This window comes from Ralstonia pickettii (assembly GCF_016466415.2).
GTDB classification, from domain to species: Bacteria; Pseudomonadota; Gammaproteobacteria; order Burkholderiales; family Burkholderiaceae; genus Ralstonia; species Ralstonia pickettii.
Genome location: NZ_CP066771.1, coordinates 2,320,725 through 2,341,443, shown reverse-complemented (window position 1 = coordinate 2,341,443; position 20,719 = coordinate 2,320,725). Strand labels below are relative to the sequence as shown.

Sequence of the window (20,719 nt, the reverse complement as noted above, 5' to 3'; positions counted from 1 at the left end):
CGGGAAGTTCAGGCATTGCGAATGCGGGCGGATCACAGCTCGTATGCTTCGTGATCGCCCGACATGAGTTGTTCGACCAGCTTGCGCGTCAGCGTTGGCGCAAACAGTTCGATGAAGGTGTAGACGAAGCCGCGCAGGTACGCGCCTTGTTTGACGCCCAGGTGCGTGACGTTGGTGCCGAACAGGTGGCCGGCCGGAATGGCGCGCAGGTTGCGATCGCGCTCGGCGTCAAATGCCACGCCGGCCACGATGCCCACGCCCAGGCCCACTTCCACGTAGGTCTTGATGACGTCCGCGTCGATGGCTTCGAGCACGATATCGGGCTTGATCTGGCGCAGTTCGAACGCGTGGTCGATTTTGGGCCGACCGGCAAAGTGGTGGTCGTACGTGATGATCGGATAACCCTTCAGGTCGTCCAGCGTCAGGTGCTGGCGCGACAGAAGCGGGTGGTCAGGCGGCGTCACCACCACATGCTGCCACTGGTAGCCGGGGATCGAGATCAGATCCTTCACGTGCGACATGCCTTCGGTGGCGATGGCGATGTCGGCCTGGTCGTGCAGCACCATCTCGGCGATCTGCGCGGGCGTGCCCTGCTGAATGGAAAGGCGCACCTTGGGATATTTGCGCGTGAATTCGGCAATCGCCTTGGGCAGGGCGTAGCGCGCCTGCGTGTGCGTGGTCGCGATGGTGAAGTTGCCCTGGTCCTGTGCGGCGTAGTCCTTGCCGACACGCTTGAGGGTTTCAACTTCTTCGAGCACGCGCTCGACGGAGGCGAGGATGCGGCGTCCGGGCTCTGTGAGACCCCGGATGCGCTTGCCATGCCGGGTGAAGATATCGACGCCCAGTTCCTCTTCCAGCTCGATGATGGCTTTGGAGACACCGGGCTGTGATGTATAGAGCGCTTTTGCGGCCTCTGTCAGGTTGAATTTCTGCCGCACGGCTTCGCGCACGAAGCGGAATTGGTGGAGGTTCATGGCTGCGCGGTCGATAAGGAAGAACGAGTGCGAACTGAGCGCTACTTATAACCGACGCCATATAAACAAACAATTTTTTATTGGTTTGGAATATGAGACCAGTTCATTACGATGCTCGGACTTCGTGATAACACGCCCTCACTGTCCCTGCGCCATGACGCTTGCCTATACGATTTCCGGTCTGCTGGTCGGCCTCCTGGTCGGCCTGACGGGCGTTGGCGGTGGCTCGCTGATGACGCCGCTGCTGACGCTGATGTTCGGCTTTTCGCCGGCGACCGCAGTGGGGACGGACCTGGCATTCGCCTCGCTGACCAAGGGCGTCGGCACGATCGCGCATCGCAGCCACGGTCATATCCGCTGGGACATCGTCAAGCGCCTCTGCCTGGGCAGCCTGCCGGCGGCGCTGGTGACCGTGATCGTGCTGAAGAGCGCCGGCAACCTCGACGCCGAATGGATGCACGTGATTCGCCTGACGATTGGCGTGTCGGTCATCCTGACCGTGATTTCGCTGTTGTTCCGTCAGCGCGTGCTGGGGTGGTTAGCCCGCAACCCGCGCTATCGCCTGCAAGGCACGGCGCTGGCCGCAGCCACCGTTCTCGTTGGCGCGGTGCTGGGCGTGCTGGTGACGGTGTCGTCCATCGGTGCCGGTGCCGTGGGTGCGACGCTCATCCTGATTCTGTATCCCGAATTGAAGAGCGCCGAAGTGGCCGGCACCGACATCGCCTATGCCGTGCCGCTGACCGCCGTGGCGGGCCTGGGCCACATGTACCTGGGCACCATCGACTGGAACCTGCTGGTGTCGCTGCTGGTGGGCTCCATCCCGGGTATCTGGCTGGGCGCGCGCCTGTCCAAGAATCTGCCGGAGCGTCTGGTGCGCGGCGCGCTTGCCGCCACGTTGACGATCACGGCCATCAAGCTGGTGTCGTGATGCATGACTTCATGCCGGCCCTGCTTGACTGTGGCTGCTGTCGTTGAATCGGCAGCAGCGCCATAACGAAACGCATTCCCCCAATTGAATCGCACGCCGGCCCAGCCGGATTGGACTGAACAGTCATGTACCAATACGACGCTTACGATCACCGCCTCGTCGCCGACCGCGTTGCGCAGTTCCGCGACCAGGTGCGCCGCCGTATCGCGGGCGAACTGACCGAAGAAGAGTTCCTGCCGCTGCGCCTGCAGAATGGTCTGTACTACCAGCGCCACGCCTACATGCTGCGCGTGGCGATTCCGTATGGCCACCTGCGCGCCAAGCAACTGCGCATGCTCAGCCACATCGCCGCCGAGCACGACCGCGGCTACGGCCACTTCAGCACGCGCCAGAACATCCAGTACAACTGGATCGAGCTGGAGCAGGTGCCGGACATCCTGGCCAAGCTCGCCTCGGTCGAAATGCACGCCATCCAGACCTCGGGCAACTGCATCCGCAACATCACGACCGACCAGTTTGCCGGTGTGGCGCCGGACGAGGTGATCGATGCGCGCCCGCTGGCGGAAATCCTGCGCCAATGGTCGACGTTCATCCCGGAGTTCGCGTTCCTGCCGCGCAAGTTCAAGATTGCGGTGTCGGCCTCGCGAGACGACCGCGCCGTGACGCAACTGCATGACATCGGCGTCTACGCCTATGAGAAGGACGGGCAGACGCTGCTGCGCATCCTGGCCGGCGGCGGCATGGGCCGGACCCCGATCCTGGGCGCGATCATCAAGGAAGACCTGCCGTGGCAGCACATGCTGTCGTACATCGAAGCCGCCGTGCGCGTGTACAACCGCTACGGCCGTCGCGACAACAAGTACAAGGCGCGTATCAAGATTCTCGTGAAGGCTATCGGCGCTGAGGAATTTGCGCGCCAGGTGGAAGAAGAGTGGCAGCACATCAAGGACGGCCCGTCGACCATCACGCAGGCCGAGTTCGACCGCGTGGCGCAGTTCTTCGCGCCGCCTGCGTATGAAAAGCTGGCCGATACCGATGCCGGCTATGAAAAGGCGCTGCTGGAGAACAAGGCGTTCGCCCGCTGGGTGAGCCGCAACGTGCATCCGCACCGTGTGCCGGGCTATGCCGCGGTCACGCTGTCGCTCAAGCCGGGCGCGGCGCTGCCGCCGGGCGATGCCACGGCCGAGCAGATGGCGCTGGTGGCGGATTGGTCGGAGCGCTTCGGCTTTGGCGAGGTGCGTGTCGCGCACGAGCAGAACCTGATCCTGCCGGACGTGAAGAAGCACGACCTGCTGGAGCTGTGGCAGCTGGCAAAGGAGCACGGCATGGCCACCGCCAACATCGGCCTGCTGACCGACATCATTGCCTGCCCGGGCGGTGACTTCTGCTCGCTGGCCAACGCCAAGTCGATTCCCATCGCGCAGGCGATCCAGGCGCGCTTCGACGATCTCGATTACGTGCACGACCTGGGCGAGCTGTCGCTCAACATCTCGGGTTGCATCAACTCGTGCGGTCACCACCACGTCGGCAACATCGGCATCCTGGGTGTCGATAAGCACGAAGAAGAGTGGTACCAGGTGTCGCTGGGCGGCGCACAGGGCAACGATTCGGCGATCGGCAAGATCATCGGCCCGTCGTTCAAGGCCGAAGAAATGCCCGACGTGATCGAGCGCATCATCGACACCTTTGTTGCGAACCGCACGGAAGACGAGCTGTTCATCGACACCTATCACCGCATCGGCATGGCCCCGTTCAAGGAACGCGTCTACGCCCGTGCAGAAGCCTGAAAGCCGAGGGAAACGAACATGAGCAAGATCATCAAGCTGCAAAACGGTGCCCCGCAAATCGTGGCTGACGAATGGACCGTGCTGCGCACCCCGGAAGGTGGTGAGCTGACGCAAGCCGATGTGGACGCCGCCGCGCACGCCATCGTGCCGCTGCCCTATTGGGAAGCCCACCGCGACGCACTGCTCGCCCGCGCCCGCGCCGGCACACTGGCCGTCTGGCTTGCTCCGGACGACGAGCCGTTCGCGCTGGAGGCAGACCTGCCCAGCTTGTCGCTGGTGGCGGTGGATTTCCCGGTCTTCCGTGATGGCCGTGGCTACAGCACCGCGTTCCTGCTGCGCCAGCGCCTGGGCTTCACGCGTGAGTTGCGTGCCATCGGCGACGTGCTGCGCGATCAACTGGACTTCATGCGCCGTTGCGGTTTCGACGCTTACGCCGTGCGTGCCGACAAGAACATCGACGACGCGCTGAATGGCTTTGGCGAGATCAGCGTCCACTATCAGGGCGCCATCGACGAGCCGCGTCCGTTGTTCCGCCGCGACCGTGCTACCGAGGCGAGCGCAGTATGAGCGAGTTCCAAGAGGCTGCCCTGTCCGAAGTGCCGGTGTCCGCAATCGGTCGCCCGGTGCTCTGGACGCGTCCGGCCTACACCGGCACGGCCGAAGCCCTGGCGGCGAAGGAAGCCGCGCTGTTCGAGCGCCTGGCTGAGATCGCTGCCAAGCACGGCGTGGCGAAGTTCGCCACCAGCCTCGCTGCAGAAGACATGGTCGTGACCGATGCGATTCTGCGCAGCCCGGAGGCCGTGCGCGCGCACCTGCCGATCTTCACGTTGCAGACGGGCCGTCTGCACGCCGAAACGCTGGAGATGCTCGATCGTGTTCGCACGCATTACGGTTACGCCATCGAGCAGTACGCGCCGGACGCTCGCGCGGTGGAAGCCTATGTGCGCGACCACGGCCTCAACGCGTTTTACGACAGCATCGAACTGCGCAAGGCGTGCTGCAACATCCGCAAGGTGGTGCCGCTGAATCGCGCGTTGAAAGACGCGGACGCGTGGCTCACGGGCCAGCGCCGCGAACAGGCGGTCACGCGTGCCGACCTGCCGTTTGCCGAAGATGACGAGGCCCGCGGCATCGCCAAGTACAACCCGCTGTTCGACTGGTCCGAGCCTGACGTCTGGGCTTACCTCGAGCAGCACAACGTGCCCACCAACGCGCTGCACGACAAGGGCTATCCCAGCATTGGCTGCGAGCCTTGTACGCGTGCGGTGCGCGCTGGTGAGGATGTGCGCGCTGGCCGCTGGTGGTGGGAATCGCGCGACAGCAAGGAATGCGGTCTGCATGTGACAAATTCGGCGACGAATCTGTCGCAAAAGAGCTAAGGAACGGAACATGGGAGTCATGAGCGAAATCCCCGGCACGGCATTGACGCCTGTGCAGAACGAGCACCTCGACTGGCTGGAAGCCGAGTCGATTTACATCATCCGCGAGGTGGTGGCCGAGTGCCGCAACCCGGCGCTGCTGTTCTCGGGCGGCAAGGATTCGATCGTCATGCTGCATCTGGCGCTCAAGGCCTTCCGCCTGGGCGAGCGCAAGATCGAGCTGCCGTTCCCGCTGGTGCACATCGACACGGGTCACAACTACCCCGAAGTGATCACTTTCCGCGACGAGCAGGTCGCCAAGCTTGGTGCTCGCCTGGTGGTGGGCCATGTGGAGGATTCCATCAAGCGCGGCACCGTGCGCCTGCGTAAAGAGACCGATTCGCGCAACGCCGCACAGGCCGTCACGCTGCTGGAGACGATCGAATCGCATGGCTTCGACGCCCTGATGGGCGGTGCCCGCCGCGACGAAGAAAAGGCCCGTGCGAAGGAACGCATCTTCTCGTTCCGCGACGAATTCGGCCAGTGGGATCCGAAGGCCCAGCGCCCGGAACTCTGGAGCCTGTACAACGCACGCATGGCGCAGGGCGAGCAGATGCGCGTGTTCCCGATCTCCAACTGGACGGAACTCGACGTGTGGCAGTACATCGCCCGCGAGAACTTAGCCCTGCCGCCGATCTACTACGCGCACGAGCGTGAAGTGGTGCGCAAGAACGGCCTGCTGGTGCCCGTCACGCCGATCACGCCCAAGGCGGATGGGGACGTGAGCGAGGTCCTGTCGGTGCGCTTCCGCACCGTGGGCGACATCAGCTGCACGTGCCCGGTGGCGAGCACGGCCGCAACGCCGGCCGAGATCATCGCCGAAACGGCCGTGACTGAAATCACCGAACGCGGCGCCACGCGCATGGACGACCAGACGAGCGAAGCCTCGATGGAAAAGCGCAAGAAGGAAGGGTATTTCTGATCATGACAAATCAAGCATCGCACCAGGGCCTGCTGCGCTTCATCACCGCCGGTTCCGTCGACGACGGCAAGAGCACGCTGATCGGCCGCCTGCTGTATGACAGCAAGGCTGTGCTGACCGACCAGCTGCAAGCGCTGGCCAACGCGAAAAACAAGCGTACCGCCGGCGAGCAGATCGACTTCTCGCTGCTGACCGACGGCCTGGAAGCCGAGCGCGAGCAGGGCATCACGATCGACGTGGCGTACCGCTATTTCTCGACCGCGCGCCGCAAGTTCATCATTGCCGACACGCCGGGCCACGAGCAGTACACGCGCAACATGGTGACGGGCGCCTCGACCGCGCATGCCGCCATCATCCTGATCGACGCCACGCGCGTGGCGACCGTCGGCGGCAAGACCGAGCTGCTGGCCCAGACCAAGCGCCATTCGGCCATCGTCAAGCTGCTGGAGCTGCAACACGTGATCGTGGCCATCAACAAGATGGACCTGGTCGACTACAGCGAAGCGCGTTTCAACGAAATCCGTACCGCCTACGATGCACTGGCCACGCAACTGGGCCTGCGCGACGTGCGCTACGTGCCGGTGTCTGCGCTGCGCGGCGACAACATCGTTCACGCGTCCGAAGCCATGCCGTGGTATCAGGGCGAACCGCTGCTGGCATTGCTCGAAGACCTGAAGGTGGAAGAGACCGCCCCGGTTGGCGACGATGCGCTGCGCTTCCCGGTTCAGCTCGTGGCACGTCAGGATGGCTCGCAAGCCGATGACTTCCGCGGCTACATGGGCCGTGTGGAAGCCGGCACGGTGCGCGTCGGTCAGGCCGTACGCGTGCTGCCCGCCAACCGTGAGACCACCGTGGCCGAAGTGCTGACGCCCAATGGCGCAGCCGATTCCGCCGGCCCCGGCGAGACCATCACCGTGCGTCTGGCCGACGATGTGGACATTTCGCGCGGCGACACCATCGTCGCGGCCCCGACGACTGCCGCCAACGCCGCCAAGAAGCTCCACGCCGACCTGTGCTGGTTCGACGAACACGAGCTGAACCCGGCCCGCAAGTACGTGCTCAAGCACACCACGGCCACCGTGTTCGCACGCGTGTCGGATGTGGAGCGCGTGCTGGACGTGCATACGCTATCGCACGAAACCGGCCGCAAGCAGATCGCGCTCAACGATATCGGTACGGTCAACATCAGCCTGCAGAAGCCGATCGTCTGCGACGCATATGGCGACAACCCGGCCACCGGCGCATTCATCCTGGTGGACGAAGCCACGCACCATACGGTGGCGGCTGGCATGATCCGTGCATTTTCCTAATGTGGATGGCGCGTGCTAAGTTGCGCGCCGCAGGAAAAAGCAAAGGAATCCAGGCAATGGAAGCGAAGACCCCCAAAACACTTGGCCACGTGAGCCTGATTGGTGCGGGCCCCGGCGCCGCAGACCTCATCACGGTGCGCGGTGCACGATTGTTGGGCGAAGCCGAGGTCGTGCTGCATGACGCACTGGTCTCGCCGGAGGTCTTCCAGTACTGCCCGCGGGCCCTGCTGATTGCGGTCGGCAAGCGCTGCGGCCAGCGTTCGACCGCGCAGCGCTTCATCAATCGCCAACTCGTCGATCTGGCCACCAAATATCAGCGCGTCGTGCGCCTGAAGGGTGGCGATCCGATGCTGTTCGGCCGTGCCGACGAGGAACTGCAGGCGCTCGAGCAAGCCGGCATCGACTACGAAATCGTTCCGGGCATCACGGCCGCGCTGGCAGCCGCCTCCGCCATTCGCCAGCCATTGACCAAGCGCGGCGTTGCCCGCAGCGTCGCGTTTGTTACGCAAGCCAAGGCGACCGACCCGGACACGCCGCAACCCGAAGGCGCCGTGCCGGAACCCGTAGCGCAGGCCGATTCGCTCGTCTACTACATGGGCCGTGATCAGGCCGCCTCCATCGCAGCAGACCTGATCGCCCGTGGCCGCGCGCCGTCCACCCCCGCCTGGGTGGTCGAGGCTGCCACCACGCCCGAGCAGCGCTCGGCGTGCTTCACGCTGCAGCAGATGGCCGATGGTGCCGCCGCGCAGTGGATCAACGCCGAGCATCCGAGCCTGTTGATGATCGGCGACGCGTTGGCCGTGCGGGCGTCGGCGGCCGCATCCGAACCCGCGCTTGACGCGCATCCCCATAGCTTGGCCGCCTGAGCTGCGCTCGGCGCGCCAGCGCTTTCTCTCACTCCCCCTTCTTCACGCAGTCAAAACCGGCCCGGGTACAGCGACAACGCTGCCGGGCATGAGATGCTTTGACCTATTTCATTCTCCGGGGGGAGATCAGTGCCATGCCGCACGTCATCATCGAATACACCGCCAATGTCGAAGCCGATGCGCGCATTCCCGAGCTGATGCGCGTGCTCAACGATGTGCTGATCGGCTATGCGGATGTGTTTCCCATTGGTGGCATCCGCACGCGCGCGCTGCGCCTCGACCAGTACCGCATGGCCGATGGCGCGGAAGACGACGCCTTCATCCACGTGACGTTCCGCATCAAGGCGGGGCGCCGTAAAGCCGTGACGGGGCCGATCTGTGCAGTAATGTTCGCCGCCATGCGCACGCATCTGGACGACGTGTTTGCGCGCCGTTATCTTGGATTAACACTGGAGCTGGTGGAGTTCGACGCGCATGGCTTTCACGTCGAGAACAACGTGCATGCGCGCTTCGCGCGCGCGGCAGAACCGCAGTAGGGCGTCTGGTTTAGCCCAGTTGCCGGACGCAGTAACCCGCGATGGCGTCGAGTACGGCGTCGTCTTCGCCAACGGCGTCGGCGCAGCGGATGGAGAGGGCGGGATGCGCCTGCGTGCATTGCGCGACCAGCGCAGGCAGATCGCGCCGCAGGTGGCCGCCCTGGCCGAAGAACACGGGCACGATGGTGATGCTCTGCGTGCCGTTTGCGGCCAGGTCAGCGATGGTGCCCGGCAGATCGGGCGCCATCAGTTCGAGAAAGGCGAGGCGCGTGTCAATGTCGGGCTGCTGCGCAGCCAAACGCTCGCGCAGGCGGTCGAACGGTTCACGCCAGCGCGCGTCGCGCGCGCCGTGCGCAAACAGGACAAGTGCGCGGGCCGCCATCAGTGACGCTCCACCCAGCGCAGGCTGATCAGGGCCAGTGCCAGATACAGCGCGCCCGGCACGATGGCCGTGAAGATGGCCGGCCAGGTGTTCAGCAGACCGACGTGCGAGAAGAGGTTGTTCACCAGTTGGAACGACAACCCGAGCATGATGCCGCCGAACACCTTCAGGCCGACCGCGCCCGCACGTGCATGCAGATACGCAAAAGGCAAGGCCAGCGCCATCATCACCAGCACGGTGAACGGATAGACCACCTTCTTCCACAGCGCGATCTCGTAGCGCTGCGTGTCCTGCTTGTTGTCGCGCAGGTGGCGGATGTACTGGAAGAGGTCCAGCGTGGCCATGCGGTCCGGTGTGACCATCAGCACCGACAGGATCTGCGGCGTGAGTTCGGAGCGCATCTCCTGGTGCGGCAGCTTGGTCTGCTCGCCGCGGAAGTCGGGCGCCAGCGCATCGGGTGCGCCGGGCACGGCCTGCACGGTGTCTTGCGGGGCGACCGTGCCGGGCTTGCGCGGGAATTCAACGAAGCGCGTCTCAGTCACGTCATTCAGTTGCCAGTTCTGGTGGCCTTGGTAGCGCGCCTGTTCGGCAACGCGAATCGAACTCAGGCGGTAATCCGAATCGAATTCATAGATGCGCAGGCCTTTGATGGACTGGTCCGGCTGCAGTGCCCCCACGTTGACGAAGCGCGTGACTTCGCCGCCCGTGCCGTCCGGCTTGGCGGGGCCGCGATCCTTCACCCACACGCCCGAGCGGAAGCCGGCCGACACCGTCGCGCCCAATGCTTCCAGCCGCACCTTCTGCGCGTACTCTTCCGCCTTCGGCCCGATGAATTCACCGAAGATGTACGTGACCAGTGCCAGCGGCAGCGCAATCTTGAACAACGACAGCAGCGCGCGTCGCGTATCGAGCCCCGCCACGCGAAAGATCGTGAACTCCGACTGGCTCGCCATCTGCGAGAACACATAGATGGCGCTGATGAGCGCCGCGACCGGAATCACTTCGTACACGCGCGTCGGCGCCTGCAGCATCACGTGGAAGAACGCGACGAGCGTGGTGTAGCGCCCGACTACCGAGCCCAGCTCGCCCAGCATGTCGAAGAAGATGAACAGCGCCAGCACCGCAAACAGGATGAAGACAAACACGCCGTAGATCTGACGCGCAAAGTACTTCTCATAGACCGGCATCTTCATCGTGCACCTGCCTTCTTGGGTGCGAAGCCAAGCAGGGCAGAAATACCCTTCAGGCCAGCCGCGCTGTAGTGGCGGAAGCGGAACAGCAGCATCGCGCAGATGAACGCAACCAAGTGGATCGGCCACCATGCCATGAACACGGTCATCTTGCCCTGCGAGACCCAAGCCTGCGACAGGTTCAGCAGGTTCGAATACGTCAGGTAAATCAGCACCGCGAAGATCATCGGTGTGTAGCGGCCGAGGCGCGGGTTGACGTAGGCCAGCGGAATGGCGATCAGCACGAAGTTCAGCGCCAGCAGCGGCAGGCCGATCCGCCAGACCAGTTCACCAAGGTTTTCGGGCGTCGGGTCGGCGAGCAGATCCTTTGTGGAGCGGCTCTTGGTCGGCAGGTTGGCGTCTGCCTGCGGTGGCTTGTTGGCGACCTTCACGCCGTATTTATCGAACTCGACGATGCGATAGTCGAGCTTGCCGGGTGTGCCTTCATAGCGGCGGCCCTTGTCGAGCACGATAAACCGGTCGCCATTGGGCATGGTCTTGAATTCGCCGGTCTTGGCCATCGCGACGCCGATCTTGTCCTGCTCGGCATTGGCGACGAACAGGTTGCGGGCGTGCTTCATGCCGCCATCGACGCCCTCGATGAAGAGCACGTAGTTACCGTGCGCCGGCTCGATGAAGCGGCCGGCGGAGATCATCGACAGCACATCGCGCTGCTCGAAGCGGTCTCGGAACAGTGCACTCTGCTGGTTGGCCCACGGCCAGCCGAACAGCGCCAGCAGCGCTACCAGCAAGATGAACGGCAGCGAGAAGCGCAGCACCGGGCGGATGAAATCCGTCAGGCTGATGCCCGAGGTGAACCACACCACCATCTCGGAATCCTTGTACCAGCGCGTCAGCACCAGCAACACCGAGATGAACAGCGTGGCGCACAGCAGGATCGCCAGATAGCCCAGCGTTGCCAGGCCGATGAGGAGCAGGACGTCGTTCGGGTTCGCTTCGCCGTTGGCGGCCATGCCGAGAATGCGGATCACCAGGGTGGTCAGCATGAACGTCAGCAGCACGAGAAAGACGGCGCCGGCGGTGAAGGACAGCTCGCGTCGCAGGGCTTGTTCGAAAATCATGCGGATGCGGGATGGGAGGGCGAGGTCATGACCAGTGTGCGTTCCACCGGAGCCCCTGCGCAAAATCGCGGATAATGTGGGCTTTCGTTGACTCGCCTCATAGAGAGAAGCGCGATGGAATTTAGCACAAAAGCCCTGGACTGGGCCAAAGCCGGCGCCCTGGCCGCCAAGAGCGATTGCCTCGTGATCGGTCTGTTCGAGTCGCAGACCCTGGCCGGCGCCGCAAAGGCGCTCGACGTGGCGACCAAGGGCCTGGTTGCCCGCCTCGTCAAGCTGGGCGATTTTGAGGGCAAGCGCGGCACGTCGCTGCTGCTGCACGAAGTGGCCGGCGTGGGCGCTGCCCGCGTGCTGCTGGTCGGCCTGGGCAAGGAAGCCGACTTTACCGACCGCGCTTACGCTGAAGCCGTGCGCACCGCACTGCGCGCGCTGGCCAGCACCAAGGCCGCCAGCGTGACATGGACGCTCACCGAGCACACCGCGCGCGACAAGGACACCGCCTGGGCCGTGTTGACCGCCATCACGCTCATCCGCGAAGCCAGCTACCGCTTTATCGAGCGCCATCCGGAACTCAAGAGCAAGCGGGACAAGAGCAGCAACGGCCTGCGCAAGCTGGTGCTGTCGGTGCCGGCTGCCGACGCCAAGGCCGCGAGCGTGGCCGCCACCCGCGGCACTGCCATCGCCAACGGCATGGATCTGACGCGTGACTTGGGCAACCTGCCGTCCAACATCTGCACGCCGACCTACCTGGCCAACACCGCACGCCAGATTGCCAAGGACTTCAAGCTCAAGGTCGAAGTGCTCGGCCGCAAGCAGATCGAGGCGCTCAAGATGGGCGCATTCCTGGCCGTGACCAAGGGCAGCGAAGAGCCGCCGCAGTTCATCGTGCTGCGCTATGAAGGCGGTCCCGCCAAGCAGGCCCCGGTGGTGCTGGTCGGCAAGGGCATCACGTTTGATACGGGCGGCATCTCGCTCAAGCCGGGTGAGGGCATGGACGAGATGAAGTACGACATGTGCGGCGCCGCCTCCGTGCTGGGCACGCTGCGCGCCGTGGCGGAGATGGGCCTCAAGCAGAACGTCATCGCCGTGGTGCCGACCTGCGAGAACATGCCCAGCGGCATCGCCACCAAGCCGGGCGACGTGGTGACCAGCATGTCGGGCCAGACCATCGAAATCCTCAACACCGACGCCGAAGGCCGCCTGATCCTGTGCGATGCGCTCACCTACGTGGAGCGTTTCAAGCCGGCCGTGGTGATCGACGTGGCAACGCTCACGGGCGCCTGCATCATCGCGCTGGGCCACATCAACACCGGCATGTATGCCCGCAGCGATGCGCTGGCCGATGCACTGGTGGCGGCGGGCAAGCAGTCGCTCGACACCACGTGGCGCATGCCGCTGGACGAGGAGTACCAGGAGCAGCTCAAGTCGAACTTTGCCGACATGGGCAACATCGGCGGCCGCCCGGCCGGCAGCGTGACGGCAGCCTGCTTCCTGGCGCGCTTTACTGAAAAGTACGACTGGGCCCACCTCGACATCGCCGGTACGGCCTGGAAGAGCGGCGCGGCCAAGGGCGCCACGGGCCGCCCGGTGCCGCTGCTGACGCGTTTCCTGATGGACCGCGGTTGACGGGCCGGAGGCACTGCACCGTATGACCCGCGTCGATTTCCACAGCAATGTGCCCGGCAAGCTGGCGTACGCATGCCGGCTCGTGCGCAAGGCCTACGGCGCGGGCCAGAAAGTGATCGTGGTCGGAGATCCGGCTGCGCTGGAAGCGTTCGACACGCAGTTGTGGACGTTCAGTCCGCTCGATTTCCTGCCGCACTGCGGTCTGCGGCATTCCCTGGCTGCCCAGACGCCGATCCTGCTGGCTGATGCAACCGAGCCTCTGGACGACGCCCCGCATCACGACATCCTGGTCAACCTCTCGCCTGAGCCGCCGGCGCTGTTCGCGCGCTTCAGCCGGTTGATCGAAATCGTGGGCGATGACGATGCCGATCGCGCCGCCGCGCGCGATCGCTTCCGTTTCTACCGCGATCGCGGTTACCCGATCCAACACCACGACGTGGGGCGCGCATGACCGACGGACGCTATCCCGGGTCCCCGGCGGACAACAACATCCCGGTTCTGACGGAGATCGTCGAGCTGGAGGACGCTGCGCCCGCTGTAGCGCCTGCCGCGCCGCCGCGCACGCCTGCTGGAGCCTCCAACGCGGACGTCCCGCCCGCCCTGCGCGAGCAAGGCCTTGCTCCCACGTCGGCCATGCCGCCCGCCGGCACGGATGCTGCCCGCGTGATGGGCGACGTGATGTGGCGTTTTCAATCCGAATGGCCGGCGTTGATCGAAGCGCAGTGCCGTGTCGTCATGGAGTCTCGCCTGTCGTTGCTGAGTGAACAGCTCGCGGCGGAGTTGACCCGCACGCTGGAGGCCCGCCTGATGGATTGGCTGGGCGCCGCGCTGGACGACGCGCTCGCCGCGCAGCAGAAACCGCCGCAGCGCTGATCGGATCAAGAAAAACCCGCCGTCTGGCGGGTTTTTTGTTGGTTTCGCCAACCACTCAGTCCGTTACCGCGCCCTTGCTGGCCGTTGCCGCCAGTTTTGCAAACTTCGCCAGCACGCCACGCGTATAGCGCGGCGCAGGTTGCTTCCACGCGGCGCGGCGGCGGGCAAGCTCGTCGTCCGGCACGTTCAACTGCAGCAGTCGCTGGTGCGCGTCGATGGTGATCGAATCCCCTTCGTGCACCAATCCAATCGTGCCTCCCACGTAGGCTTCCGGTGCGACGTGGCCCACCACCATGCCCCACGTGCCGCCCGAGAAGCGTCCGTCGGTGATAAAGCCGACCGACTCGCCCAGGCCCTTGCCGATGATGGCCGAGGTCGGGGCCAGCATCTCCGGCATGCCGGGGCCGCCCTTCGGCCCCAGATAGCGCAGCACCAGAATATCGCCGGCCTTGATCTGGTCGCCAAGGATCGCGCTCATCGCACTTTGCTCGTCCTCGAACACGCGGGCCGGCCCGGTGATGACGGGATTTTTCAGGCCGGTGATCTTCGCCACGGCGCCTTCTTCGGCCAGGTTGCCCTTCAGGATGGCGAGGTGCCCTTCCTGGTAGAGCGCCTTGTCGATCGGCAGGATCACGTTCTGATCGGCGCGCGGTTGGTCAGGGACGTGCGCGAGTTCTTCAGCCAGCGTCTTGCCGGTAATGGTGATGCAATCGCCATGCAACAGGCCGGCGTCGAGCAGCAGCTTCATCACCTGCGGGATGCCGCCGGCTTCGTGCAGGTCGGTGGCCACATACTGGCCCGACGGTTTGAGGTTGCAGATGACGGGCACGCGCTGGCGCACCCGCTCGAAGTCATCGATGGTCCATTCCACTTCCGCAGCGTGGGCGATGGCCAGGTAGTGCAGCACGGCGTTGGTGGAGCCGCCGGTGGCCATGATCACGGCCACGGCGTTCTCGATGGACTTGCGCGTGATGATGTCGCGCGGCTTCAGGTCGCGGCGCACGGCATCAACCAGCACGCGCGCGGATTCGGCGGCGCTGTCGACCTTCTCCTGATCGGGATTGGCCATCGTCGATGAATACAGCAACGACATGCCCAGCGCTTCAAACGAGGAACTCATCGTGTTGGCCGTGTACATGCCACCGCACGAACCGCTCGAGGGGCAGGCGTTTTTCTCGATGCCCTCGAAGTCTTCTTCGCTCATGCGGCCGGCGGTGAATTCGCCCACGGCCTCGAACGACGAGACGATGGTCAGGTCCTTGCCCTTCCAGTGCCCCGGCTTGATGGTGCCGCCGTACACGTAGATGCCCGGCACATTGGTGCGCGCCAGGGCGATCATGCCGCCCGGCATGTTCTTGTCGCAGCCGCCGATGACGACCACACCGTCCATCCATTGGCCGTTGACGCAGGTCTCGATGCAGTCGGCAATCACTTCGCGCGAGATCAGCGAGAACTTCATGCCCTCCGTGCCCATCGACATGCCGTCGGAAATGGTGGGCGTTCCGAAGATCTGCGGATTCGCGCGGGCGTCCTTTATTGCAGCCACGGCGGCATCGGCCAGCTTCTGCAGGCCCGAGTTGCATGGCGTGATGGTCGAATGGCCGTTGGCCACGCCAATCATCGGATTGTTGAAGTCGTCTTTCGTGTAGCCCAGCGCGTAGTACATCGAGCGGTTGGGCGAGCGCGCCACGCCCTGGGTGATGTGCTGGGAACGCTTGTTGTCTGGCATGGGGGTCTCCGTGGGGTCGGCTCTTTCGTTGTAGTCAACAGCTTGGCGCCCAGCATGCGCTTGGAGAAACGACGCGTCAAATATATTATTGAGCAATTATTGAGTCGAATAATGTATCAATCGATGATATGGATTTGCGCCAGCTTCGCTACTTCGTGACCGTTGCCGAGGAATTGCATTTCGGGCGCGCCGCCGATCGGCTTTCGATGACGCAGCCGCCGCTGTCGCAGCAGATTCGCGCGCTCGAAGACGAATTGGGCGTCACGCTGTTCCATCGTACGCAGCGTTCCGTGGCGCTGACGGCTGTCGGTGGGCGCTGGCTGGTTGAGGTGCGGCGCGTGCTGGCGGAGGCGAATGCGCTGCCCCGGCTCGCGCAGCGGCTGGCGCGCGGCGAGGTCGGCTCGCTGTCGCTGTCCTTCGTCAGCACCGCCGATTACGGCATCCTGCCCGCCTTGCTGCGGCACTTTCGCGATGCGCGCCCCGATGTGCAGCTTCTGCTGCGCGAGGCCACCAGCGATGTGCAAATCGAAGCGCTCCTTGCAGGAGATGTGGATGCCGGCGTCGTGATTGCGCATCACGCCGGCTCCGTGCCGGGCGAGCTGGAATACCGCCCGCTGGTGCGCGAGCGCCTCGTGCTGGCGGTGCCCGCGTCGCGTGCGGCGCAATGGGGCGTGGCGCCGGGCCAGCCGATTGCGCTGGCAGATGCAGCGGCCGAACCGCTGATCATCTTCCCGCGCCGGTCCGCGCCTGCGCTGTATGACATCATTACCGGCTATCATGCCGCGCACGGCGGTGGGCCCGGAGAACCGGGGGCTGCCACGCGCATCGGCCAGGAAGCCATCCAGATGCAGACCATCGTCAGCCTTGTCTCCGCCGAGATGGGCGTCGCGCTGGTGCCGGCATCGCTATGCAACCTGCAGCGTACCGGCGTGGTCTATCTCGAACTTGCCGCGCCAAGCCCGATCATCGAGACCGGACTGGTGTGGCGGCGCGATGCGGCTTCGCCGGTGCTGCCGTGGTTCGTGGCCAGCGCCGAAGCCGTCGCCAAGCTGCAAGAACGCAACCAAACCTGAAACCCACAGGATTCATGCTCATCCATCCGCAATTCGATCCCGTCGCCCTGCATCTGGGGCCGCTCGCCATCCGCTGGTACGGCCTGATGTATCTGGCGGCGTTCATCATGTTCCTGTGGTTCGGCCGCCTGCGCACGCGCCAGCCGCACATCGCGGCCGAAGGCTGGACCGGCCGCGACCTCGACGACATGCTTTTCTACGGCGTGCTCGGCGTGATTCTCGGTGGGCGCCTCGGCTACGTACTGTTCTACAAGCCGGACTGGTATTTTGCCCACCCGCTCGACATCTTCAAGGTCTGGGAAGGCGGCATGGCGTTCCACGGCGGCTTCCTCGGTGTGGTCGTGGCGATGATGCTGTATGCGCGCATGCGCGGCCGCTCGTGGATGCAGGTGACCGATTTCATCGCGCCGATGGTGCCGTGTGGCCTCGCAGCGGGGCGCCTTGGCAACTTCATCAACGGCGAGCTGTGGGGCCGTGTGTCGTCGCCCAACCTGCCGTGGTCGATGATGTTCCCGCAAGCACAGGGCGAAGACCGTGAGTGGCTGCTTTCGCATGCGCAAGAGGCCGTCACCAGCGGCCTGCAGGCCGTTTTTGACCAGTACCACATGCTGCCGCGCCACCCCTCGCAGATCTACCAGTTCCTCGGCGAGGGCGTGCTGTTCTTCATCCTGCTGTGGCTGTATGCGCGCAAGCCGCGACCGATGGGTGCGGTGTCCGGCGCATTCCTGCTTGGCTACGGCGTGTTCCGCTTCGCCGCAGAATTTGCGCGTGAGCCGGACAACTTTCTCGGCCTGCTCGCGGCGAACCTGTCGATGGGCCAGTGGCTGTCGCTGCCAATGATCCTGATCGGCATCGCCATGCTGGTCTGGTCGTATCGACGTGCAGGCAACGGTGCAAAAAACCAGGCGCACGCCTGACGCAGCAATCGAGCAAAGAAAAAGCCACCGAACGTCGGTGGCTTTTTTCATGGAGCGGATCGTTGCTTATTTCAGCATCTGCACGGCGCCGGAAACCGTCACCGTGACCTGCGCCTTGCCGCCCTCGATAGGCACCGGCGCCGAATCGTACGATGCCGGAGCGGCTGCCATGCGCATCATCGGGCGCGGGCCCGGGTTGTTGCTGCCCTCGCTCACATGCACGTCGCGGATCGTGTAGCTCGTATAGCCGAACAGTTTGGTGGTCGTGAGTGCCTTGTCGCGGAACGAATTCACAGCCTGATCGATGAGCTTGGCTTCGGCCGCCGTGCGCGCCTCGCGCGAGAGCGTGAAGTTCACGTTCTGGACCTGCATCTGATTGGCCAGCTGGCCTGCCAGCTTGGACGCCGCCGCGAAGTCCTTCGACGTGATGCGCACTTCGGCACGACCGCGCCACACGCTGATCTTGCCGTTGCGATCGGTGTTCGGATAGATATTGAAGCCGCCCGTTTCCGCTTGCACGCCTGACGTCCGCTTTGCCTGGTTGATGACCTCGTCGGCCTTGCGCGATAGCGTCGTCGAGATCGCGCCCGGGTCTGCCCCTTCCTGCTCGGCGCTCAGCGTGAGCGTGACGGTATCGGTCGGCACTTCAGCCACGGCTTGAGCATCCAGCGAAAGCACGCCCGAATGATTCGTCTCAGGAGCGGCCTGTGCGAAAGCAGTCGTCATCATTGCAGTCCCCAAAATAGTTGCGGCCAGGACAGATTTCATTGTGTTCTCCCAAAAAAGCAATGTGATGCGTCTGACTGGCTGCTACGCGCATCGTTCATCACGTTTGTAACAATTTCCCGCCGCGGACCGGCATTCACTCAGGATCCCGCATCAATTTCGTTGTGATGTAACGCCACTGCGCCGCTGTGACCGGCGTGATCGACAGTCGGTTGCCGCGTTGCAACACCGTCATGTCGGCGAGTTGTTCGTGGGCACGCAACGTCGGCAGATCGATCAGCGCGCACTTGCGCACGAACTTCACGTCGACGAGCATCCAGCGCGGCGCTTCCGGCTTCGATGCTGGATCGTGGTAATGACTTTTGGCGTCGAATTGGGTGGGGTCTGGATAGCTGGTCGAGCAGACTTCCGCCAGCCCAGCGATGCCCGGCTGCGGGCAGGACGAGTGGTAGAACAGCACACCGTCGCCGATGCGCATGCGGTCGCGCATGAAGTTGCGCGCCTGATAATTGCGTACGCCGGTCCAGGGCAGGGTGCCCTTGTCGTGCAGCGTGTCGATGCTAGCCTCATCGGGCTCGGACTTCATCAACCAGTATTGGGTGGCCATCGTGCGGGTTTCGCGCGCGAGGTGCGCAGAAGCGGAAAAGTGACGGTGTGCGCAGCATAGCAACACGGCTGCCCCCTCGCCATTGGTGGCAGGGCGACGGCGAGCGCATTCACGATAGGCAAAGAAAAAGGCGGCAGCGCACATGTGCACTACCGCCTTTTGTTGGGTCCCCACCTTGGCCGCTAGACCCGCATCCTGAACCCAAGTGAGGTTCAGAGTGGCAGCGGAAGCCGCATTTCGGGTACATCACCGGCGCAGGGAGCCCACGACTTGCGTCGCACGCTATGCACTGGAAGACGCGCTCGCCCACACGGCATATCCCGCACCAAGCAATGCTTATCGGTTCAAGGAATTAATGGCCATGGCGAACCAGGCAGGGAAACTGTCAGACGCATCATCACGCTGTTGTTTCGAGCGCATGGCGATGCGTCTGAGAGATTCATCGCAGGCAACCGTTTTTCTCGACTCTGTAGCCGCTAAAGCCTTATGCTGCAAGGGTTTGCGGGAGATGCCGGAAGCCGTTGGGTGACACTATACACCCGTTCGCATCCGAACCCAAGCCCGGATGCGATCCGGTTACAAACACGTTTTGACCTTCGCTAAATGACCTCGCCGTACTGGCGCAGCGCCTCGTCCGTGCGGGCGTTCAGATCGGCCAGCTTGGCGCGAATCGTATCGATCGGCAGGGCGGAATCGGATGCGGCCTGGCGTTGCATCGACAGCAAATCCGATGCAATGCTGATGGCGGCCATGACGGCGACGCGCTCGATGCCCTTGGTGCTCGAGCCGTTCTTGATGCGCGTCATCTGGTTGTCGACCATGGCCGCGGCCTCACGCAGCGCGGCCTCGTTATCGGCCGAGACCGCAAACTTGTAGGCCTGCCCGGCGATGTTCACTTCAATTTGCTTGCTGCTCATGCTTAGGTCTCCGAGTGCGGGGCGGGGGCGGCCGCTGTATCGTCGGCGCCGGCGGCCTGGCCGAGGAGGTCAAGCTGGCGGGCGTCGGTGGCCGTGGGCAGCTTGTCGAGAATCGATTGGATGCGCAGTTGCGCTTCTTCGATCTTGGCATTGAGCACGCTACGATCGGCGACCATCGCGTCGCGCTCGGTCTTGGAGGCCTCGGCTTCCGCTTGAAGCCGCTCGACTTCGGCGCGCAGGCGCTGGTTCTCGGCGGCGAGCGCATCGGCGTGACGCAGCACGCGCGCGATCTTGCCGGCAAGTTGTTCGAGTTCGTTCAGCATTGGGTGTCAATCAGAATCGAGTGGAGGGATTTTAGCCGATCATGCGCGTCGCGCCTGTCCTCCATACGGATGCGCAATAGGTGGCGGCATGAGGCGACGCCGCGGGCACAGCACGCGGAGGGTGTGTTTTTACCGCGACTGCGACGGGTTTGGTGTGCCTTTTCCGTTAAACTTCGCCGCGTCCTGGTGCCCGCAGCACCATCTGCAGTTAAACGGGAAGCAGGGAGCGCGCGCCCCAAGCGATGCGCCAACCTGCGCTGCCCCCGCAACGGTAAGCGAACGCCGCGTGTGCCCGCCATCTCGAAAAGAAGATGGGTACCGCGCGGTCTGTCCAGATGCCACTGTTCCTTCGGGAATGGGAAGGCGGACAGGCCGCTTCGCCAGCCCGGATACCGGCCAGGACGGTGGATCTCCGAGCCGATGTGCAACCCTGGAGGGAATCGCATCGAGATCCTGCTGCCAGCGACCCGCGGGGGAACGGGTCCGGCTGACGCTTC

At 64.1% G+C, this 20,719-nt stretch carries 22 protein-coding genes, 1 other RNA gene and 1 riboswitch; of the genes, 13 read left to right on the top strand and 10 right to left on the bottom strand.

Annotation, left to right across the window (positions count from 1 at the left end):
* Positions 1-32: 32 nt before the first annotated feature.
* Complete coding sequence (locus RP6297_RS11040; RefSeq protein WP_012762606.1) at positions 33-974, bottom strand: CysB family HTH-type transcriptional regulator; 942 nt, start codon at positions 972-974, stop codon at positions 33-35.
* A 154-nt stretch (positions 975-1,128) separates the two neighbouring features.
* On the opposite strand from RP6297_RS11040, the gene RP6297_RS11035 reads away from it, so the two are divergent.
* From RP6297_RS11035 to RP6297_RS11000, 8 genes are all read left to right on the top strand, one after another.
* Entirely contained in the window at positions 1,129-1,902 is a 774-nt protein-coding gene (locus tag RP6297_RS11035; RefSeq protein ID WP_037028185.1) for a sulfite exporter TauE/SafE family protein, read from the top strand.
* A gap of 125 nt (positions 1,903-2,027) precedes the next feature.
* Positions 2,028-3,689 carry a nitrite/sulfite reductase gene (locus RP6297_RS11030; RefSeq protein WP_037028186.1) on the top strand — a complete coding sequence of 554 codons (1,662 nt, stop codon included), beginning with the start codon at positions 2,028-2,030 and terminating at the stop codon, positions 3,687-3,689.
* An 18-nt stretch (positions 3,690-3,707) separates the two neighbouring features.
* The gene (locus RP6297_RS11025) at positions 3,708-4,256 is read left to right on the top strand and encodes a DUF934 domain-containing protein (RefSeq protein WP_004632048.1); all 549 of its coding nucleotides are present in this window, start codon (positions 3,708-3,710) and stop codon (positions 4,254-4,256) included.
* Positions 4,253-5,068 carry a phosphoadenylyl-sulfate reductase gene (locus tag RP6297_RS11020; protein WP_037028188.1) on the top strand — a complete coding sequence of 272 codons (816 nt, stop codon included), beginning with the start codon at positions 4,253-4,255 and terminating at the stop codon, positions 5,066-5,068. The genes RP6297_RS11025 and RP6297_RS11020 overlap by 4 nt, the downstream gene beginning before the upstream one ends.
* Before the next feature lie 10 nt (positions 5,069-5,078).
* Positions 5,079-6,029 (top strand): sulfate adenylyltransferase subunit CysD, encoded by a 951-nt coding sequence (gene cysD / locus RP6297_RS11015; protein WP_004632053.1) that lies wholly within the window; start codon positions 5,079-5,081, stop codon positions 6,027-6,029.
* 2 nt (positions 6,030-6,031) lie between these two features.
* Positions 6,032-7,339, top strand: coding sequence for a sulfate adenylyltransferase subunit 1 (locus RP6297_RS11010; protein ID WP_037028189.1), 1,308 nt, complete (start codon positions 6,032-6,034; stop codon positions 7,337-7,339).
* A 56-nt stretch (positions 7,340-7,395) separates the two neighbouring features.
* Complete coding sequence (gene cobA, locus RP6297_RS11005) at positions 7,396-8,205, top strand: uroporphyrinogen-III C-methyltransferase (RefSeq protein ID WP_037028190.1); 810 nt, start codon at positions 7,396-7,398, stop codon at positions 8,203-8,205.
* 134 nt (positions 8,206-8,339) lie between these two features.
* On the top strand, positions 8,340-8,741 hold the full coding sequence (locus tag RP6297_RS11000) for a 5-carboxymethyl-2-hydroxymuconate Delta-isomerase (RefSeq protein ID WP_037028191.1): 402 nt from the start codon (positions 8,340-8,342) through the stop codon (positions 8,739-8,741).
* A gap of 10 nt (positions 8,742-8,751) precedes the next feature.
* Here the strand turns inward: RP6297_RS11000 and RP6297_RS10995 are convergent, their stop codons facing one another.
* From RP6297_RS10995 to lptF, 3 genes are read right to left on the bottom strand one after another with little or no spacing between them, the layout of a single operon-like run.
* Complete coding sequence (locus RP6297_RS10995; protein ID WP_012762598.1) at positions 8,752-9,123, bottom strand: sirohydrochlorin chelatase; 372 nt, start codon at positions 9,121-9,123, stop codon at positions 8,752-8,754.
* On the bottom strand, positions 9,123-10,316 hold the full coding sequence (gene lptG, locus RP6297_RS10990; RefSeq protein ID WP_037028194.1) for an LPS export ABC transporter permease LptG: 1,194 nt from the start codon (positions 10,314-10,316) through the stop codon (positions 9,123-9,125). Before lptG ends, RP6297_RS10995 begins: the two co-directional genes overlap by 1 nt.
* Positions 10,313-11,434, bottom strand: a complete 1,122-nt coding sequence (gene lptF / locus RP6297_RS10985) for an LPS export ABC transporter permease LptF (RefSeq protein ID WP_037028196.1) — start codon at positions 11,432-11,434, stop codon at positions 10,313-10,315. Before lptF ends, lptG begins: the two co-directional genes overlap by 4 nt.
* A 114-nt stretch (positions 11,435-11,548) precedes the next feature.
* On the opposite strand from lptF, the gene RP6297_RS10980 reads away from it, so the two are divergent.
* Genes RP6297_RS10980 through RP6297_RS10970 form a run of 3 tightly spaced genes read left to right on the top strand, consistent with a single transcriptional unit; the run spans position 11,549 to position 13,930 of the window.
* On the top strand, positions 11,549-13,057 hold the full coding sequence (locus RP6297_RS10980; RefSeq protein ID WP_037028197.1) for a leucyl aminopeptidase: 1,509 nt from the start codon (positions 11,549-11,551) through the stop codon (positions 13,055-13,057).
* Between the two features lie 22 nt (positions 13,058-13,079).
* Positions 13,080-13,508 (top strand): DNA polymerase III subunit chi, encoded by a 429-nt coding sequence (locus RP6297_RS10975; protein ID WP_037028199.1) that lies wholly within the window; start codon positions 13,080-13,082, stop codon positions 13,506-13,508.
* Positions 13,505-13,930: a hypothetical protein gene (locus tag RP6297_RS10970; RefSeq protein ID WP_037028200.1), complete on the top strand. Its 426-nt coding sequence runs from the start codon at positions 13,505-13,507 to the stop codon at positions 13,928-13,930. The genes RP6297_RS10975 and RP6297_RS10970 overlap by 4 nt, the downstream gene beginning before the upstream one ends.
* A 55-nt stretch (positions 13,931-13,985) precedes the next feature.
* Here the strand turns inward: RP6297_RS10970 and ilvD are convergent, their stop codons facing one another.
* Positions 13,986-15,659, bottom strand: coding sequence for a dihydroxy-acid dehydratase (gene ilvD / locus RP6297_RS10965; RefSeq protein WP_037028201.1), 1,674 nt, complete (start codon positions 15,657-15,659; stop codon positions 13,986-13,988).
* Between the two features lie 128 nt (positions 15,660-15,787).
* Between ilvD and RP6297_RS10960 the strand changes: the two genes are divergently transcribed.
* Entirely contained in the window at positions 15,788-16,732 is a 945-nt protein-coding gene (locus RP6297_RS10960; protein ID WP_037028202.1) for a LysR family transcriptional regulator, read from the top strand.
* Positions 16,733-16,746: 14 nt separating this feature from the next.
* Positions 16,747-17,649 carry a prolipoprotein diacylglyceryl transferase gene (gene lgt, locus RP6297_RS10955; RefSeq protein WP_037028203.1) on the top strand — a complete coding sequence of 301 codons (903 nt, stop codon included), beginning with the start codon at positions 16,747-16,749 and terminating at the stop codon, positions 17,647-17,649.
* A gap of 66 nt (positions 17,650-17,715) precedes the next feature.
* On the opposite strand, the gene RP6297_RS10950 is transcribed toward lgt, so the two are convergent.
* The 5 genes from RP6297_RS10950 to RP6297_RS10930 all read right to left on the bottom strand — a co-directional run bounded on the left by RP6297_RS10950 (position 17,716) and on the right by RP6297_RS10930 (position 20,222).
* Complete coding sequence (locus RP6297_RS10950) at positions 17,716-18,417, bottom strand: SIMPL domain-containing protein (protein WP_037028204.1); 702 nt, start codon at positions 18,415-18,417, stop codon at positions 17,716-17,718.
* 94 nt (positions 18,418-18,511) lie between these two features.
* The gene (locus RP6297_RS10945; RefSeq protein WP_037028206.1) at positions 18,512-18,982 is read right to left on the bottom strand and encodes an EVE domain-containing protein; all 471 of its coding nucleotides are present in this window, start codon (positions 18,980-18,982) and stop codon (positions 18,512-18,514) included.
* 163 nt (positions 18,983-19,145) lie between these two features.
* A non-coding RNA gene (gene ssrS, locus RP6297_RS10940) (6S RNA) lies at positions 19,146-19,365 on the bottom strand.
* A 216-nt stretch (positions 19,366-19,581) separates the two neighbouring features.
* Complete coding sequence (locus RP6297_RS10935) at positions 19,582-19,899, bottom strand: cell division protein ZapA (protein WP_012762587.1); 318 nt, start codon at positions 19,897-19,899, stop codon at positions 19,582-19,584.
* A 2-nt stretch (positions 19,900-19,901) separates the two neighbouring features.
* Positions 19,902-20,222, bottom strand: coding sequence for a hypothetical protein (locus tag RP6297_RS10930; protein ID WP_037028208.1), 321 nt, complete (start codon positions 20,220-20,222; stop codon positions 19,902-19,904).
* Positions 20,223-20,389: 167 nt separating this feature from the next.
* Positions 20,390-20,637, top strand: a riboswitch (cobalamin riboswitch).
* Positions 20,638-20,719: the final 82 nt, after the last annotated feature.